Source organism: Stenotrophomonas sp. STEN029 (assembly GCF_056760015.1).
The window spans coordinates 14,749-31,163 of the sequence record NZ_JBRREC010000011.1 but is presented as its reverse complement, the minus strand read 5'-3'; the positions used below and the strand labels follow the sequence as shown (position 1 = coordinate 31,163).

General features: G+C 65.8%; 15 protein-coding genes. 5 read left to right on the top strand and 10 right to left on the bottom strand.

Features of this window, described 5'->3' with window-relative positions; genetic code table 11:
- Positions 1-5: 5 nt before the first annotated feature.
- The 7 genes from ACVOLI_RS04090 to ACVOLI_RS04060 all read right to left on the bottom strand — a co-directional run bounded on the left by ACVOLI_RS04090 (position 6) and on the right by ACVOLI_RS04060 (position 5,640).
- Positions 6-437 (bottom strand): hotdog family protein, encoded by a 432-nt coding sequence (locus tag ACVOLI_RS04090; protein WP_481533633.1) that lies wholly within the window; start codon positions 435-437, stop codon positions 6-8.
- Positions 424-2,694, bottom strand: coding sequence for an MMPL family transporter (locus tag ACVOLI_RS04085; RefSeq protein ID WP_481533658.1), 2,271 nt, complete (start codon positions 2,692-2,694; stop codon positions 424-426). The genes ACVOLI_RS04090 and ACVOLI_RS04085 overlap by 14 nt, the downstream gene beginning before the upstream one ends.
- Before the next feature lie 65 nt (positions 2,695-2,759).
- Positions 2,760-3,416, bottom strand: coding sequence for a LolA-related protein (locus ACVOLI_RS04080; protein ID WP_481533632.1), 657 nt, complete (start codon positions 3,414-3,416; stop codon positions 2,760-2,762).
- Complete coding sequence (locus ACVOLI_RS04075) at positions 3,349-4,296, bottom strand: LpxL/LpxP family acyltransferase (protein WP_481533631.1); 948 nt, start codon at positions 4,294-4,296, stop codon at positions 3,349-3,351. The genes ACVOLI_RS04080 and ACVOLI_RS04075 overlap by 68 nt, the downstream gene beginning before the upstream one ends.
- Positions 4,293-4,592: an ApeI family dehydratase gene (locus ACVOLI_RS04070; protein WP_481533630.1), complete on the bottom strand. Its 300-nt coding sequence runs from the start codon at positions 4,590-4,592 to the stop codon at positions 4,293-4,295. Before ACVOLI_RS04070 ends, ACVOLI_RS04075 begins: the two co-directional genes overlap by 4 nt.
- A gap of 50 nt (positions 4,593-4,642) precedes the next feature.
- Complete coding sequence (locus ACVOLI_RS04065) at positions 4,643-5,365, bottom strand: ketosynthase (protein ID WP_481533629.1); 723 nt, start codon at positions 5,363-5,365, stop codon at positions 4,643-4,645.
- Between the two features lie 5 nt (positions 5,366-5,370).
- Positions 5,371-5,640 (bottom strand): phosphopantetheine-binding protein, encoded by a 270-nt coding sequence (locus ACVOLI_RS04060; RefSeq protein ID WP_303748293.1) that lies wholly within the window; start codon positions 5,638-5,640, stop codon positions 5,371-5,373.
- Between the two features lie 196 nt (positions 5,641-5,836).
- Between ACVOLI_RS04060 and ACVOLI_RS04055 the strand changes: the two genes are divergently transcribed.
- Positions 5,837-6,847, top strand: a complete 1,011-nt coding sequence (locus ACVOLI_RS04055; protein ID WP_481533628.1) for a chorismate transformation FkbO/Hyg5 family protein — start codon at positions 5,837-5,839, stop codon at positions 6,845-6,847.
- Positions 6,848-6,900: 53 nt separating this feature from the next.
- On the opposite strand, the gene ACVOLI_RS04050 is transcribed toward ACVOLI_RS04055, so the two are convergent.
- The 3 genes from ACVOLI_RS04050 to ACVOLI_RS04040 all read right to left on the bottom strand — a co-directional run bounded on the left by ACVOLI_RS04050 (position 6,901) and on the right by ACVOLI_RS04040 (position 10,769).
- Positions 6,901-8,247, bottom strand: a complete 1,347-nt coding sequence (locus ACVOLI_RS04050; protein WP_481533627.1) for an AMP-binding protein — start codon at positions 8,245-8,247, stop codon at positions 6,901-6,903.
- A gap of 112 nt (positions 8,248-8,359) precedes the next feature.
- Positions 8,360-9,373, bottom strand: a complete 1,014-nt coding sequence (cydB, locus tag ACVOLI_RS04045; protein WP_481533626.1) for a cytochrome d ubiquinol oxidase subunit II — start codon at positions 9,371-9,373, stop codon at positions 8,360-8,362.
- 1 nt (position 9,374) lies between these two features.
- Positions 9,375-10,769 (bottom strand): cytochrome ubiquinol oxidase subunit I, encoded by a 1,395-nt coding sequence (locus tag ACVOLI_RS04040; protein ID WP_481533625.1) that lies wholly within the window; start codon positions 10,767-10,769, stop codon positions 9,375-9,377.
- A 381-nt stretch (positions 10,770-11,150) separates the two neighbouring features.
- Here ACVOLI_RS04040 and ACVOLI_RS04035 point away from each other — a divergent pair, with 381 nt between their 5' ends.
- From ACVOLI_RS04035 to ACVOLI_RS04020, 4 genes are all read left to right on the top strand, one after another.
- On the top strand, positions 11,151-13,517 hold the full coding sequence (locus ACVOLI_RS04035; RefSeq protein WP_481533624.1) for a S9 family peptidase: 2,367 nt from the start codon (positions 11,151-11,153) through the stop codon (positions 13,515-13,517).
- Between the two features lie 263 nt (positions 13,518-13,780).
- Positions 13,781-14,212, top strand: a complete 432-nt coding sequence (locus ACVOLI_RS04030) for an NUDIX hydrolase (RefSeq protein ID WP_481533623.1) — start codon at positions 13,781-13,783, stop codon at positions 14,210-14,212.
- Positions 14,213-14,252: 40 nt separating this feature from the next.
- Positions 14,253-14,831, top strand: a complete 579-nt coding sequence (locus ACVOLI_RS04025) for a hypothetical protein (protein ID WP_481533622.1) — start codon at positions 14,253-14,255, stop codon at positions 14,829-14,831.
- A 16-nt stretch (positions 14,832-14,847) separates the two neighbouring features.
- Positions 14,848-16,404: a hypothetical protein gene (locus ACVOLI_RS04020; protein WP_481533621.1), complete on the top strand. Its 1,557-nt coding sequence runs from the start codon at positions 14,848-14,850 to the stop codon at positions 16,402-16,404.
- Positions 16,405-16,415: the final 11 nt, after the last annotated feature.

Below are 16,415 nucleotides of genomic sequence, written 5' to 3'. Positions count from 1 at the left end.
AATGTTCATGGCAGCTGCAGCATCACCGCGGCCCGGCCTTCGGCCAGCAGCTGGTCGCGATGGTGGATGCGGAAGCTGTACTGCTGGCTGCCCTCGCCTTCGGCCAACACCTGTGCCGTGGCCTCCAGTGCATCCGGCAGGTCATCGATGCGCGCCACATGCAACTGCACATCGCGCAGCGCCACGAGCACGCCCGGCACCACCGCGCCACCGCGCTCGCGTCCGCGCAGGCCGCCATGCACGGCCATCGCCTGTGCACCGTACTCGCATAGGTGGATCGCGCGCAGCTGGTTGTCGCAGCGCAAGGGATGCAGGACATCGCGATGATTGAACGCGCGCAACGTGATGTCCTGCGCCGACCAGTCCACTACCTCGTCCCACAGGCACATGCTGCCCTGATGCGGAACGAGTTTGAGAATTTCCTCACGTCCCGGCATGGCCGAGCTCCTGGGCTGGATGGCGCGAGATCAACAACGCCAGGATGAAATTGCAGACCACACCCAGCGTCACCGTGCTGCCGATCGCACGCAGCACCGGGATCGACGACAACCCAAGCAGGCTGAATACCAGCAGCGTCATCACGCTGCACACCAGCAGCCCGTGCAGGGTGCGCAGCTGGTCGGCATGGCTGTCGCCGGCATGCTCGAAGAACAGACCGTAATCCAGGCCAAGCCCGGCGGCGAGGATCAGGCCGATCAGGTGGAACAGGTTCAACTCCACACCCAGGCCGCGCAGCACCGCCAGCACCAGCAAGGTGGTCAGGATCATCGGCAGCAACACCCGCAGCACGCGTCGTGGCGAGCGCAATGCAGCGCCCACGGTCAGTGCCAGCAGCAGTACGGCGAGCGCAAGCGCTACCAGCACACGGCTGCGATAGTCGGCAACCAGGGATTCGGAGGCCTGCTTCATGTCCAGCAACTGTGCGCCGTGCAACTGCACGGTGCTGGCTACGGCTGCCACATCGTTCAGGCCGCTCAACGAGACCAACGCGATGGCGTGATCCTTGCCCTGCACCAGCAGACCATCAACCGCCGTCGCCAATGGTGTGCCGTGCAGATCAGCCGGTTGCAGTGGCGCTGCGCTGCGTGCCTTCTGCACATCGGCGATGAATGGCTCGAACGCATCATCGATGAACGGCGTTCCCGCCACCGCCGTTGCCAGCGCGGCGCGAAGGTTGGCTTCATCCGGCAACTGTTGCTGGCGCTGGCGCTGCACGGCCGCGCTTGGCAGATAGCGCGCGGCCATGTCATAGCGCTCCAGCTCGCCGTTCGCAACCAGCGCATCCAGGGCCGGCCGCAAGCGTTCACTGGCGGCCAGTGCGGCTTGTGCATCGCTGCCGCGCACAGTGACCAGATAGCGCACATCCGGCGCGCCCAGTTCGCTGCGCAGCTGCGCGTCACGCTGCAGGTCCTGCGGGTCCACCGGGGTCAGCCGGCCCAGGTCGTTCTGCCAGAACGCACCAGGCGCCAACACCATCACCGCCACTGCCAGCGCGGCGAGCACGGCCAATGACCAGCGCGGTCGTGGCAGGCGCTGGGTGTGCTTCCACAGCCGCGCCAGCCGTGCGGAGTCGGCAAAATCGCGTGTCGCCGGATCGATCAATGCCGGCAGCAGATAGCGCGTGGCCAGCGCCGCCGTCGCCAACGCGGTGATGGTGAACACCGACAGCTGCTTCAGGCCATCCACGCCGGAGAACAGGAAGGTCAGGTAGGCGATGCAGGTAGCGATCACGCCGGTGCCCAAGGTCGGCCACAGCGCGCGCACGTTGTCCCACGCCGAGCGGCCAGGCCGCTGGTGGCTGAAGAAGTGGATGGGGTAATCCTGCACCACGCCGATCAGGGTGAAGCCGAACGCAATGGTGATGCCATGCACGCCATCGAAGCCCAGCGCCACCGCGCACAGGCCAGCGAGCCCCGCGCTGGCCAGCGGCAGGAAGCCGAGGATAGGCATCTTCCAGCTGCGGTAGGCAAACCACAGCAGCAGGATCATGCCGATGGTGTCCAGCGTGCCGATCATGCCGGCTTCGCTGGCGGTGCGGTTACCGATCTTCACCGAGAACGCGCCCGGCCCGCTCAACTCGATGCGGCTGCCGCTGTCCGCGGCAATGCGGGTGAACTGGTGGTTGATCGTATCCACCGCCAACTGCTGGGCGCCGGGATCAAAACCGGCGGCATGGGTCTGCACCAGCAGCAGTGCCTGTCTGCCGGCACGGTCGAACCAGACATCATCGATGCGCTGCGGTGCGTTGGCTGGCTGCAGGGCCTCGGCCACCCGCAGCACCTGCAGGGTGGGATCGGATGGCAGCAAGGGTTCGATCAAGCCGCCCGCCGGCGAGCCCAGGTCCTGCAGGCGCGCCTGCAGTTCCTCGCCGAGGGTGGCGCTGGAAAACGCATCTGCGGGCAATGCATCAATCAGATAGCGGTAGGGCAACAGGCGCTCGGGAAATGCCTCCAGCCCGGCCTGTTCGCCATTGGCGACCAACTCGAACTGGGTGTCGGCAGCCAACGCTTCACGCAGCGCGCGCGACTGCTGCGCCAGCTGCTCCGGCGCGGCTCCGGACAGTGCGACCAGCAACAGCCGCGCACCGGGGCCTTCGCCGAGTTCGTCGAGCAGTAATTTCTGTGCGGGTGTGCGTGCATCAGGCATGAACTTGCGCAGGTCGCCGCTGACCTGGATGCGGCTGCTGATCCACATGCCCAGCACGCCGAGCAGCAGCAACCAGACAATGGCCAGGCCGATGCGATGCGTGGACGAGAGCTTCAACGCGTGGTGCCCGAAGTGCACAGGCCATTCAATGCGGCAGCCTCGCGTACAACGGCCGCCGCGGTCGCAGCGCCGCCGAGCAGGGTGCGCTGCACATCGCCCTTCGCCGGCTGGGTCTCGATGCAACGCAGTTCCGCGTTCTGGCCATGCAGGGTCACGGCGCGCACGCGGCGGGCCAATGCCTCTGCCTTGGGCGTCAGCTGCAGCTGCCAGTGCTGGGCGCTGCCGGAGGCCTGCAGCCGGTAGCTGCGCTCCAGGGCAGCAAGGTCACCGGACAACATCGCGCCGAAGCTGGCCTGCAGGTCAGCCAGCTCAGGCACCCGCTGCAACGCGAACACGCGCGGTGGTTTGCCTGCACGGGCAATGCTGACCTGGCCATCGGCAATCGTGGTGGTTTCGGCATACGGCGCGCGTACCTCGCGGACCAGCGTGCCGGCATCGGGGCGGCGGTACTGGCCTTCGACCCGCAGTGGCTCCTTCAGCAACGCCGAGCCACGCAGTTCGAGGAAGCTGGTCTGGCTGGGTGCCGGCTGCGCCAGTTGCCGCAGTATCCACGCCGCATCGACGTCATTGGCCTGCGCCGGGCTACTGAGCAGCAGCGTCGTCAGCAGGCACAGCAACGGGCGCAGGGTCTTGGGAATGCCAGAAATCATAGAAATTGAACCAGTTGTAAGGGGCCTCGCGCAGGTGATGCTCCAACCTGCCGGCGTAACGGTGGATAAGTGCGGACAACAACTCGGCGCGACCGCGCCGGGGAATGTCCACGGCCTCGGCGAACGCCTCGAAGCGCAGGTCGTAGCGATTGCCGCCACGGTACAGGCCAAATGCCAGCACCACCGGTGCCTTCAGCACATTGGCGATCAACCATGGCGCGGTCGGGAAGGCTGCCGCGCTGCCCAGCAGCGGCGCCGCGATGGCGGGTTCGTCCGGGCGCGCCCTATCCACCAGCAAGGCCACCATCGCACCTTCCGCCAGGGCCTGCTGGATCGCCAGCACGATTGCCGTGCCATCCTGTGCGGCATCGATGATGCAGTCGGCCAGCTTCGGATCGAGTTCGGCCAGCAGCTCGGTGATGGCGGCGTTGTGCGCGCGGTCCATCAGCACCCGCAATTTCAGGTCCGGGCGCATCCGGGCCAGCACCCGCAGCGCATCGAAACTGCCCAGGTGGGAGCCGAACACCAGCACCCCGCGGCCCTGGTCCAGTAACTGCAGCAGCGGCTCGGTGCCGCTGCTTCGGATATCAAACAGAGCGGTGCGGCCGGCCAGCAGGAACACCCGATCCAGGATGGTGGCGGCAAAGGTATGGATATGCCGCGCCACTTCCAAAGCATTCACCGGACGACCATGCAGGCGCTGCAGGTAGTCGCGGGAGGCGCGCCTTTCGGCGCCGCGCACACAGTAGAAATAGCAGGTGATCGGGTACAGGCAGGCGCGCGCGATACCACGTCCACCATGGCGGGCAATGCCACCAATCAGGCGGACCGCGAAACGGCCGCCGCCTTCAGGTCGATGCTTCCAGTCGGACGCGTTCATGCCCATGCGTCAGCTTCGGCCAGCACCAGTTCGCCACGCACCAGCAGCTGGTCTTCGCGCAACACGCGGAATTTCCAGCGCGGCGCCTGTCCTTCCAGTTCTATCCGCGCCTGCTCATCCGGCAGCAGCGGCGCCATGAATTTCACCTGCGGCAGGCGCAGCGCGCCGACCGCATGCCCGCACTCGGCCGCCACCGCCTGCAATACCTGCTCCAGCACCACCACCCCGGGCACCAGCGGACGGCCCGGGAAATGACCCGGCAGGCAGGGGTGATCGGACGGAATGCTGAAGTACATGGCTGCGCTGGCGGCGATTTGTGCAGACAGGATACCGGCAGCCTTGTGCTTCAGCGCAGCAGGTCGCGCCAGAACGCCGGCCCAAGCTGGCCCATCTGGCGCATGAAATCCCAGGCGTTGCGGTAAGGGCGCTGCGGGAACAACTGCGAGCGCACCGCGTATTCCAACGCGAAGAAGCCGCCGATCAACCCCCAATCGGCGATGTTCGCGCACCACGACCATTGTTCATGGGTCACCGGCCACCACGGCTGGATGCCGAACGCCGCCAACAGGCCGTCCGGCACCGCGCTCATCGCCAGGCCCAGGTTGATCAGCGCCAGCAGCACCAGCACCAGGGCCCAGGCAGCACTGAGCCGCCGCGTGTAGCGTTCGAGCTGCGCCGTCAGCGGCATCTCTGCCCGCGCATACAACGCCCGCACGATGCGGGTGATCAGCGGAATCTGCCCGGGCAGCAGCGAACGGGCGAAGCCCCAGGCCACCAGCAACGGAAACACCACCGGCGGCGCCAGCAGCAGCATCCAGGCCCAGCTCGATCCACCCAGCCACCACAGCAGCGCACAGCTCGCCGCCAGCACACCGAATGCCCACGGCCGCCGTCGGGCAAGCGGTTCCAGCAGGCATAGCAGGACCAGCCCTGCCAGCGCGGCGGCAGCCCACATGCCTTCGTTGCGCAGGCTGGCCACGTGCGACAGCACCGGATAGGCCAGCAGCAGGAGCACCCGCAGCGCCAGCGCTACCGGCCCGTGGCCGGGTTCAGGGCTGGCAGCAGTCACGCCGTTCAGACCGTCTTGTTGGCTTGGATATGTGCCGACAGGGCACGCAGGGAACCGAAAATGCGGCGGTTGTCCTCGTTGTCCGAGCGCAGCTGGAAACCGTAGCGCTTGCTGATGGCCAGGGCCAGCTCCAGCGCATCGATCGAATCCAGGCCCAGGCCATCGTTGAACAGCGCCGCTTCCGGGTCGATCTGGGCCGGGTCCACGTCTTCCAGGTTCAGGCTCTCGACCAGCAGCCCGGCCAGCTCGCGTTCGGCGTCATTCTGTTGCGACATTTCCACTACCCACAGCAAATAGACCCGCAACGATCCGGCATCGCCGACTGTTGCGCAAGCATGACAGTTCAGACTCGCGGGGTATCATTGCCACCTCTGCGATGCCCGATACGCCGTGCAATGACGTTCCCGCTCCACTCTCGCCGCCGCCAGCCCTGCTCCGCCTGCCTGACCACCAATGTCACGGGGGCCTGAGATGAATGCCCTGACGTCCCCGGTGGCGGCTGCCGCGCTGCAGATCGACTATGCCGATCCATCCCAGTTGCCGGTCCTGCTGGCGGATCCGCAGGTGATGGCGATCTTCGGCTTCCAGGCCGGGGACGAGCCCGTGGCCAGCGCTGACCCGCGCTATCTGCAGGTAGGCCTGCAACCGGATGGCCAGGCCCAGTTGGAAGTGTGGCGCAGCGATAAGCCGGTCAGCAGCGGCCGCGACGCCAATGGCGTGGCCTGGGCCAGCGACGGTGCATTGATGTTCGGTGCGCTGCAGGTGGATGAGCACCAGCACGGCGGCATCATCGGCGCCTCCGAGCACGCCTATGCGCGCATGCTCGAAGCCCTGCCTGCGCATGCCTATCCGCACCTGCTGCGGATCTGGAACTACCTGGACGCGATCACCGACGGCGAAGACGACAGCGAACGCTACCGCGAGTTCTGCGTAGGCCGTGCCCGTGGCATCGGTGCCATCGACACCAGCACCCTGCCCGCCGCCACCGCCATCGGTCGCGTCGACGGCGTGCGCGTGCTGCAGGTGTATTGGCTGGCCGCGCGTGAGGCCGGCACACCGCTGGAAAACCCGCGCCAGGTCAGCGCCTACCGTTATCCGCGCCAGTATGGCCGGCAATCACCGAGTTTCGCCCGTGCCATGCTGGCCGCCAACGGCAGTCGCCTGCCGCTGCTGCTGTCAGGCACCGCCAGCGTGGTCGGCCACGCCACCCTGCACGGCGACAGCACCCAGCGCCAGTTGCAGGAAACCTTCGCCAATTTCGAAGCCCTGATTGGCGCTGCACGTGCGCATCGGCCGGGTTTGCCAACCCAGTTCGGCGACGGCAGCCGACTCAAGGTCTATGTACGCGATGCGGCCGAGATTGCCGAGGTGCGCGCAGCCCTGGCCGCGCATCTACCGCCACAGGTGCCGTATATCGTGCTGCATGCAGCGGTATGCCGACGCGACCTGCGGGTCGAGATCGACGGCGTCCACGACGCCTGATCGAACAAGCGCTGGTGAGCCATGCTCACCGGCATCACCTGCAGCGCGGCGTTTCAGTGCCCCAGCAAAGCCAGCACCGCGTCACGCGGTAGCTTGCCGGTATCGTTGCGTGGCAACACCGCCACCTTGCGCAGCGGCCGTGGCAGGAATACCGGGTCCATGAAGGCCCGCAGTTCGCGCAGGATCTCAGCCTCTTCACGCTCTGGCGCAACCACCAGCGCAGCGATGCGACCGACCGCATGACCAGGCTCGGGGGCCAGCTGCACCACCACTGCATCGACCACGCCCGGCACCGCCTGCAACTTGCGGGTCAGGTCGCCCAGCGAAGCGCGCTTGCCGGCAATTTCAAGCAGATCCGCGCGGCGGCCACGCAGCACGAAGCGATCACCTGGCAGCAGCTCCACCAGATCGGCCAGGTTCACCGGTGCCGGCAGATGCGCCGCATGCACGCGCGTGCCGTCCGGCTGCGGCTCCAGGCGCACGCCTGGCAGCAGGCTCCAGGCCGTCTCGCTGGCCGTGCGGCGGCGCGCGAAGATGCAGGTCTCGGTGGAGCCGAACATCTCACGCACCTCGGTGGAAAACGCCTGTTCGGCAGCCGCCGCAAGTTCCTGCGACAGCGGCGCGGTGGCGGTGACGATACCGGCCAGCGGCGGCAATTCCACACCTGATTCCACCAGCGCCTTGAGGTGCACCGGCGTGGTGATCAGCACGCGCGGCGCCTGCACCTGCTGCAGTGCCAGCACCACGTCCTGCGGAAAGAACGGACGCCCGGCCTGCAAGGTTGCCGGCGCCAGCAAGGGCAGCAGCACCGCCATCTCCATGCCGTACATGTGCTGCGACGGCACCGTCGCCACCAGCGCTGGCTGCGCATCACCCCACAGGCTTTGCAGCGCTTGCAGGTTCTGCGCGGTGCTGGCCAGGAACGAACCCCAGGTCTTGCTGTTGGCGCTGGGTGTGCCGGTGCTGCCGGACGTGAAGCCGATCGCCACCAGTTGATCGCTGGCCAGCTGCGGCAGATCGCCGTCCAGCTGCGGCAGCTCCGCGGGCAACACGAAGCTGTCCGCTGGCAACTGCTCGAGCGCGTCGTCGCTGATGCAATACGTCTGCGCATAGCGCTGCTGTACATCGGCGACGACGGCAGCTGCACGCGACGAAGGCAGCAGGTTCACCTGCCCGCGCAAGGCCACTGCACAGAACGCCACCAGGAAGCGATAGCGGTCATCGCACAGGTTGATCGCATGCTCGGCTGGTGGCAGCAACGCGGCCACGGCGCGCACATGCGCGAAGAAGGTCCGCAGATCGACCGAGCGACCCACGCCTACCGCCAGCAGACGGTGCAGCTCACCGTTGGCCAATGGATGGTGGGAAGGGGGTGACAACTGCTCGGGAACAACCGACATGCGACTACAGCGACCTCGTTCGATGGATGGCCCATCGTGACGCCAGCCACAACGGGGCGGCCAGCTTGGCCCTGCGGGGCCCGGCTGGCAAGCCGGGCCATGTCGCTGCGGTTCAGTGATAGCCGGTTTCAGCCGTCACCTTGCCGCGGAACACCCGGTACGACCACACCGTATAGCCGAGGATCACCGGCAACAGCAGCACCAGCCCGACCATGCTGAAACCCAGCGAAGACGCCGGCGCAGCTGCCTGCCACAGGGTCAGGTGCGGCGGCAGCAGGTAGGGCCACATGCCCAGCACCAGGCCGACGAAACCGAGCACGAACAGCGCCAGGGTCAGCAGGAAAGGCGGCAGGTCGCGGCGCGGGTGCATGGCGCTGCGCCATAGCGCCACCGCCACGGCCAGGGTCAGCAACGGCACCGGCGACAGCCACCAGAAGTTGCCATCACTGAACCAGCGCTCCATCACCCGCGACTGCAGGAACGGCAGCCAGGTACTGACCAGGCCCATGAACACGATCACCGCCACCATCAACGGCCGCGTCAGCGAGCGTGCCAAGGCCTGCTCGCGACCCTCGGTCTTGAGGATCAGCCAGGTGCTGCCAAGCAGCGCGTAGCCGGTGACCACCGCCACACCGGTCAGCATCGAGAACGGACTGAACCAGCCGAAGGCACCGCCGCTGTATTGCCCGTCCTGCATCGGCAAGCCCTGCACCAGCGCGCCGAGGATCACGCCCTGCGCGAACGAAGCCAGCAGCGAGCCCAGCGCGAACGACACGCTCCACAGCGCGCGCGAGCGATGCGCCTTGAAGCGGAACTCGAAAGCCACGCCGCGGAATACCAGGCCCATCACCAGCAGCAGCACCGGCAGGTACAGGCCCGACAGCAGCACCGCATAGGCCTTGGGAAACGCCGCCATCAGGCCAGCACCGCCGAGCACCAGCCAGGTCTCATTGCCATCCCAGATCGGCGCAGCGGTATTCATCATCACGTCGAGCTGCTGCTCGTCCTCGGCAAAGGGCGCAAGGATGCCAATGCCGAGCACGAAGCCATCCAGCACCACGTACATCAGCACGCCGAAGCCGATCACCGCGAACCATGCCACCGGCAGCCAGGTTGTCATCTCCATGTCAGCGCTCCTCCAGCGGTTCATTGACGCCGGACAGCGGCCGCGCCGGGGTGTGCATGCCGTCGTCGCGCGGTGGCAGGTCATGTGGTTTGGGCCCGCTGCGCATGATCTTGACCAGGTACCAGATGCCCCAGCCGAACACGAACAGATAACCGATCACATAGATGGCAAGCGACAGCACCGTCATCCACACACTCTGCGTACCCACCGCATCGGCGGTGCGCAGCACGCCATACACCACCCACGGTTGCCGACCCATTTCGGTGACGAACCAACCGGCCACCAGCGCGACGAAACCGCTGGGCAACATCCAGTTCCAGCCGCGCAGCAGCCACTTCGATTCCAGCAGGCGTCCACGCCACAACTGGAAGGCCGAGATCCACGCAACCAACAGCATCAACGAACCGATCCCGACCATGATGCGGAACGCGTAGAACACCGGCACCACCGGCGGCCGCTCGCTGGCCGGCACCGAGGTCAGCGGTGCGAAGGTACCGTCCGTGCTGTGGGTCAGGATCACGCTGCCGAGCTTGGGGATGGCAATCTCGTAATCGTTGCGCTCTTCCTTTTCATTCGGCACCGCGAACACCACCAGCGGCACGCCTTCGCCAGGCTTGCTTTCATGCCAGTGCGCTTCCATCGCCGCAATCTTCATTGGCTGGTGCTCCAGCGTATTCAAACCATGCATGTCACCAACGAATATCTGCACCGGCACAGTCAAAGCAGCAAAGGCGACGGCTGCCACCAGCATCTTGCGGCCGGCTTCCACATGCACGCCGCGACGCAGGTACCAGGCACCAACACCGCCAATGACGAAACAGGTGGTGATGAACGACCCCAGCGCCATATGCGCCAGTCGGTAAGGGAAGGACGGGTTGAACACGATCTGCCACCAGTCCTGCGGATGCACGATGCCGTCGACCAGCGTGTAACCCGCCGGCGTGTGCAGCCAGCTGTTGGAAGACAGGATCCAGAAGGTGGAAAACAGCGTGCCCAACGCCACCATGCAGGTGGAGAAGAAGTGCAGGCGCGGCGAGACCTTTTCCCAGCCGAACAACATCACGCCGAGGAAACTCGCCTCGAGGAAGAACGCGGTCAGCACTTCGTAGGTAAGCAATGGCCCGATCACCGTGCCGGCCACTTCACTCAGGCGCGGCCAGTTGGTGCCGAACTGGAAGGCCATGACGATGCCGCTGACCACGCCCATGCCGAAGGACACGGCGAAGATCTTCTGCCAGAAGAAAAACAGCTCGCGCCAGACCGGATTGCGGGTGCGCAGCCAACGCCATTCGACGAAGGCCAACCAACTGGCCGTACCGATGGTGAAGGCCGGGAACAGCACATGAAAACTCACCACGAATCCGAACTGGATCCGGGACAACAGCAGCGCTTCCACGGCCGCTTCTCCGCAACATTTTTAATTGGGGCGATTCTGGTCCGGTATTGGTGAAGAGCGGATGTGACCGGATGTCGCACTGCGTCAAAAAGTCGCAGCGGCTGTAGCCCCCTCCCTTTTGTCGAAGACAAAGGGGAGGGCTGGGGAGGGGTGCGCTTTTGCCTTTGGCTCTACAGCACCAGCTCAAAGCCAGAAAAGCAAAACCCAAAGCACCCCTCCCCAACCCTCCCCTGCGCCCATGGCGCAAGGGAGGGAGCAAGGCAACAAACATTGCCGATTCCGGCAGCTCAGCCGCCGAACCCTGCCTCCATGACCTGTGGCCCAGCCCGCCGCGCGGGCCTGCTGCTACCCTTGCCCGGTTCTCTACACCGGTGCCGAATGATGCCCAAGCTGCTGCCCCTGTCCCTGCTGTTGTTGACCGCTTTCGGCACCGCCCATGCCGCACCCACGCCGATCACCATCGAGCAGGCCATGGCCAACCCGGACTGGATCGGGCCGCCGGTGGAATCGGCCTGGTGGTCGTGGAACGGCCAGCAGGTCGAATACACGCTCAAGCGCCAGGGCAGCGCCGTGCGCGACAGCTTCCGCCTGCCGGTCAGTGGTGGTGTCGGCCAGCAGGTCGCCGATGACCAGCGCGGCACCCTCGATGCCGCCGACCGCGTCTATGACAGCAGCCGCCAGCGCATGGCCTTCGTCCGCAACGGCGACGTGTTCGTACGCGACCTGCGCAACGGCACGCTGACCCAGCTGACGCGCAGCAATGAACGCGCCGGTGGCGTCAATTTCGCCAGCGACGGCGGCGTGATCTGGGAAGTGGGCAACAACTGGTTCCACTGGAATCCACGCAACAACGTCACCAGCCAGGTCGCCCAGCTCAAGGCCGACAAGAACCCGGCCGACGCGCCCAAGGCCGACGTGCTGCGCGACCAGCAGATGCGCACCCTGTCCACCCTGCGCACCGATCGCGCCCAGCGCGAGGAACTGCGCGAGCAGGGCGAGCGTTGGCGCCAGGCCGACCCGACCCGTGCGCCGGCACCGATCTTCCTCGGCGCCGATGTCGAGATCGTCGACAGCGCGCTGTCGCCCGATGCCCGCCACCTGATCGTGGTCACCAAGCCCAAGGGCTACGACGAAGGCCGTGGCGGCAAGATGCCGCTGTACGTGACCGAGTCCGGCTACGAAGAAGCCGAAGACACCCGCACCCGCGTTGGCCGCAACAATCCCGAGCCGCATGCGTTCTGGCTGGCCGATGCAGTCACCGGCAAGGTCGAAGCGCTGTCGCTGGACAACCTGCCCGGCATCGCCACCGATCCGCTGGCCGAGCTGCGCCGCAAGGCCGGCAAGGACGCGCTGAAGGGCAACCGTCCGCTGGAACTGATGAGCGACTTCATGGGCGGCGGCATCCGCTGGAATGCCGACGGCAGCCAGGCCGCGCTGATGCTGCGTGCCAACGACAACAAGGACCGCTGGATCGCCACCACCAGCGCCACCAGCGCACGCCTGGAAAACCGTCACCGCCTGACCGACGGCGGCTGGATCAACTGGGGCTTCAACGATTACGGCTGGATGCCGGACGGCCGCACCCTGTGGCTGCTGTCCGAGGAATCCGGCTATTCGCACCTGTACACGCAGACCGGCAGCGCCAAGCCCAAGGCCATCACCTCCGGCAACTGGGAGACCTCGGCACCGGTGGTCAGTGCCGACGGCAACAGCTTCTACTTCGTCTGCAACCAGAAGTGGCCGGGCGATTACGAAGTCTGCAACGTCAACGCCAACGGCGGTGCCGTGCGCGAAGTGACCGCGCTCGATGGCGTGGAGGATTTCAGCCTGTCGCCGGATGGCCAGCAGCTGCTGGTCCGTTACTCCGCGCCCTACCTGCCTGCACAGGTTGCGGTGCTGCCGGTCAGCGGCGGCGAAGCACGCAAGCTCACCGATACCCGCAGCGCCGAATTCAAGGCCCGCGAATGGGTGCAGCCGCAGATGGTGCAGGTGCCGTCCAAGCACGGCGCCGGCCACGTCTGGGCCAAGTACTACGGCCCGGACAAGCTCGAGCCGGGCAAGCAATACCCGATCGCCATGTTCGTGCACGGTGCCGGCTACCTGCAGAACGTGCATGCACGTTATTCCAACTACTTCCGCGAGCAGATGTTCCACAACCTGCTGGTGCAGAAGGGTTACATCGTGCTGGACATGGATTACCGCGGCAGCGAAGGCTATGGCCGCAACTGGCGTACCGCCATCTACCGCAACATGGGCCACCCGGAGTTGGAAGACTATCTGGACGGCCTGGACTGGCTGGTCGAAACCAAGCAGGGCGACCGCGACCGCGCCGGCATCTACGGCGGCTCGTATGGTGGCTTCATGACCTACATGGCGCTGTTCCGCTCGCCGGGCACGTTCAAGGCCGGTGCCGCGCTGCGCCCGGTGGGTGACTGGCACCAGTACAACCACGCCTACACCGCCAACATCCTCAACACCCCGGACATCGATCCGGAGGCCTACCGCATCTCCTCGCCGATCGAGTATGCCGAAGGCCTGCAGGACAACCTGCTGATCGCGCACGGCATGATGGATGACAACGTGTTCTTCCAGGACTCGGTCAACATGACGCAGAAGCTGATCGAGCTGCACAAGGACAACTGGTCGATCGCGCCCTACCCGTTGGAGCGCCACGGCTATACGCGTGCCGACTCCTGGCTTGACCAGTACAAGCGCATCCTCAAGCTGTTCGAGCAGGAACTGAAGTAAGCATCAACAAGGGCGCCGCGAGGCGCCCTTGTTGTTTGTGGGTGTTGGATGTTGTTTGCGTACCGCGAAGAGCACCTCTCCCCAGCCCTCCCCTTGGCTGCGCCAAAGGGAGGGAGCACAGCGGCCCCTCCCTTGCGCGCAGCCAAGGGGAGGGCTGGGGAGGGGTGCTCTTGATCTTGATCCCGCTCCTGCCTACGCAGCACCCACCACCACCCAAGCCTCCAGTACCATTCCCCTCACGGAGCACTATTCGCAGGAAGCACATGTTCAACGCAGAAAACCCCATCCGCATCGTCACCGCCGTCATCCTCGATCCGCAGCAACGCGTGCTGGTCGTGCGCAAACATGGCTCGGATACCTTCATCCAACCCGGCGGCAAACGCGAATTCGGTGAGGACGCACTGCAGACACTTGCGCGTGAGCTCCTCGAAGAGCTCGGTGTTCACGTCGACGACAGCAGTGCAGTGGCACTTGGCAGCTTCGAAGACATTGCCGTCAACGAACCCGGACGCCGTGTGCAGGGCGAATCCTTCCTGGTAAGCATCACCGGCGTGCCGCAGGTGCAGGCGGAGATTGCCGAGCTGAAATGGATCCCGCTGCAGCCACCGCACGGCGTGAAGCTGGCGCCGCTGAGTGCGCTGCATGTATTGCCTGCAGCGTGCGCCGCGTTGTCCTCCTCGAAGAAAGCCGACTGACCCCTGCAACGATCCACCAGAACATCCGTAGCGAGCCACCGTGAATCCCCCACAGTTCCCACCAATCCCGGCCCCGCCCTCCGCAGCGGCCTCGTTCATCGCCGTCACCGCCAAGCTCTCGCTGGTAATGGCTGCGCTGGCCATTGTCTGGAGCCTGCTGCAACTGCTGGCAGTGGTCCTGATCGGCCGCCTGGACATCCTGCAGGCCATGCAGAACGAAGGCCTGCCGGTAACGCCGGGCATGCTCTGGATCGGTGAACACGCACTCTCGCTGAGCGTGCTTGGCCTGCTGCTGTCGATCGCGTTCCTTGCGGTGTCGTGGGCATTGCTCAGGCACCGCGAATGGGGCCGGATCGGCTTCATCGTCTTCCTGGTGCTGGTGGCCTTGGCCAACTTTGCCTCCCTGCCACTGATCCACGGCATGTTTGAAGCCATGCAGGCAATGGTGCCTGCCGACTTCCTCAATTCTCCAGAAGGCCTGGAAATGCGCGTGCAACTACGCGTTGGCCTGTGGACCTCGCTGATCACTGGCGGCATTGCCGCCCTGGCACTGGCCGGGCTGCATGCGTGGCTGGTGATCAAGCTGAGTCGCCCTGACGTTCGCGCCCTGTTTCGTTGAGTCCCCCGGAGTTTGCATGTCCCTCCTACGTTACCTCTCCGCCCTCACCGGTGGCCTGCTCGCGCTGAGTGCGCTGCCGGCCGCCGCCGCTACCCTGGGCTGCGGCAGCTATATCGCTGAAGAGGGGTCGGCCCGCTTCGTGGTTCAAAGCAGCAGCCAGGCCACGATGCGTTATGAAGGCCTGGCGCCTACCCAATATGTAATCCGCCAGCAGGGCAACACCCTGCACGCGGCTGACGTATCGAATGGCTTCAGCACTGAGTACAGCCTCAGCAGCGACGGCAAGCGCATCAGCGGCAGCCTCGGCGACTACGTGCTGGACACCAACAGCAGCTGCAAGACAGTGCCTACGCCGGCCGCAGGCAGCTGCCGTGCCGATATCGACAGCTGCATCGAGAATGCCAGCGCAGCAACGCCGCCGCAGCTGCGCCAGTGGTGCCAGGAAGACCTGCCCTTCGCCTGCGAGCGCCTGCTGTCCAGCTACCGCGATGAGGCCCAGGCCGCACAACAGGCAGTAACGCCGGACCCGGATCTGGAAGAGCCTGCCGTCTGCAAGGAAGGCACCCCGCAGTACAACGAAGCAGCCTGCCTGGCAGCGGCCAAGGAAGTCCTCGGCATCGCCATGGCCAAGGCGCTGGCCGGCGCCTTGAGCAGCAACACCGCGGTCCTGCCCGAACCGCGTTTGAACGAATTGCTGCAGCTGTGCCGCAGCCACCCGGACGCAGGCTTCTGCAGCGAAGTCGCCGATGCGCATTGGGATGCCGGGCGCTACCTGCCCGCGCGCGATGCGCTGCAGCTGGCCTGCAAGGCCGGCGCCGACGAGATGACCTGCAAGCGCGCACAAGCGCTGGCTGCACTGAGCGCTGCCGATGTTGACGTCGGCCCCGCCAGCAGCCTGCCCTGCGGCGACTACAAGGCCAGCACTGGCCTGATGGATGCGCTCGGTTTCGGCAACGATGGCCTGGTCACGATGGGCATGGGCAGCGAGCTGCGCGCACGCCTGCAGGATGGCGCCATCCATATCCGCCACGACAAGGGTGGCGACTTCGTGCTCAAGCCGCTGCGCAACGGCGGCCTGCTCGGCATCGACAGCTGGAACCGCTATGCCGTTTACCAACGCACTGGCGGCAGCAGCCAGTGCAGCGCGCCCAAGGTATTCGTCGAACTGCCGCTGCCGCAGGATTGCCCTGTGGGCAGTGATCCGCAGGCCTGCTGCGACAGTGGCAAGCTGCAGGGCTGCAATACCCTAGGCCATCGCCATGCGCTGGCCGGCGACTGGCAGGCCGCTGCGCCGGCATACCAGAAACTGTGCCAGGCCGGTGTGCGCGTTGGCTGTGAGAACCTGCGCGGCGTCTACGAGAACACCGGCGACGAAGACATCCCCGGCAAGCTGCTGTCCATCTGCAAGCGCGACGGCAAGGGCACCCATGTGGCCTGCGATGTCTACGAGACCACCAACTGGGCAATGGCCGGCCTTGGCGCGCAGCTGATGCGTGCCGCCGAAGACCTCGACAACGAAGAAGACGCCGACGCACCGGCAACGCCCAGCAAGGGCAAATCGCTGCGCAAGTAAGGCATGAGGCG

What these genes read in the sequence shown, in the direction of transcription:
- ACVOLI_RS04090 (WP_481533633.1), bottom strand. Translation starts at nt 437, where the DNA reads ATGCCGGGACGTGAGGAAATTCTCAAACTCGTTCCGCATCAGGGCAGC.
- ACVOLI_RS04085 (WP_481533658.1), bottom strand. Translation starts at nt 2,694, where the DNA reads ATGTGGATCAGCAGCCGCATCCAGGTCAGCGGCGACCTGCGCAAGTTC.
- ACVOLI_RS04080 (WP_481533632.1), bottom strand. Translation starts at nt 3,416, where the DNA reads ATGATTTCTGGCATTCCCAAGACCCTGCGCCCGTTGCTGTGCCTGCTG.
- ACVOLI_RS04075 (WP_481533631.1), bottom strand. Translation starts at nt 4,296, where the DNA reads ATGAACGCGTCCGACTGGAAGCATCGACCTGAAGGCGGCGGCCGTTTC.
- ACVOLI_RS04070 (WP_481533630.1), bottom strand. Translation starts at nt 4,592, where the DNA reads ATGTACTTCAGCATTCCGTCCGATCACCCCTGCCTGCCGGGTCATTTC.
- ACVOLI_RS04060 (WP_303748293.1), bottom strand. Translation starts at nt 5,640, where the DNA reads ATGTCGCAACAGAATGACGCCGAACGCGAGCTGGCCGGGCTGCTGGTC.
- ACVOLI_RS04055 (WP_481533628.1), top strand. Translation starts at nt 5,837, where the DNA reads ATGAATGCCCTGACGTCCCCGGTGGCGGCTGCCGCGCTGCAGATCGAC.
- ACVOLI_RS04050 (WP_481533627.1), bottom strand. Translation starts at nt 8,247, where the DNA reads ATGTCGGTTGTTCCCGAGCAGTTGTCACCCCCTTCCCACCATCCATTG.
- cydB (WP_481533626.1), bottom strand. Translation starts at nt 9,373, where the DNA reads ATGGAGATGACAACCTGGCTGCCGGTGGCATGGTTCGCGGTGATCGGC.
- ACVOLI_RS04035 (WP_481533624.1), top strand. Translation starts at nt 11,151, where the DNA reads ATGCCCAAGCTGCTGCCCCTGTCCCTGCTGTTGTTGACCGCTTTCGGC.
- ACVOLI_RS04030 (WP_481533623.1), top strand. Translation starts at nt 13,781, where the DNA reads ATGTTCAACGCAGAAAACCCCATCCGCATCGTCACCGCCGTCATCCTC.
- ACVOLI_RS04020 (WP_481533621.1), top strand. Translation starts at nt 14,848, where the DNA reads ATGTCCCTCCTACGTTACCTCTCCGCCCTCACCGGTGGCCTGCTCGCG.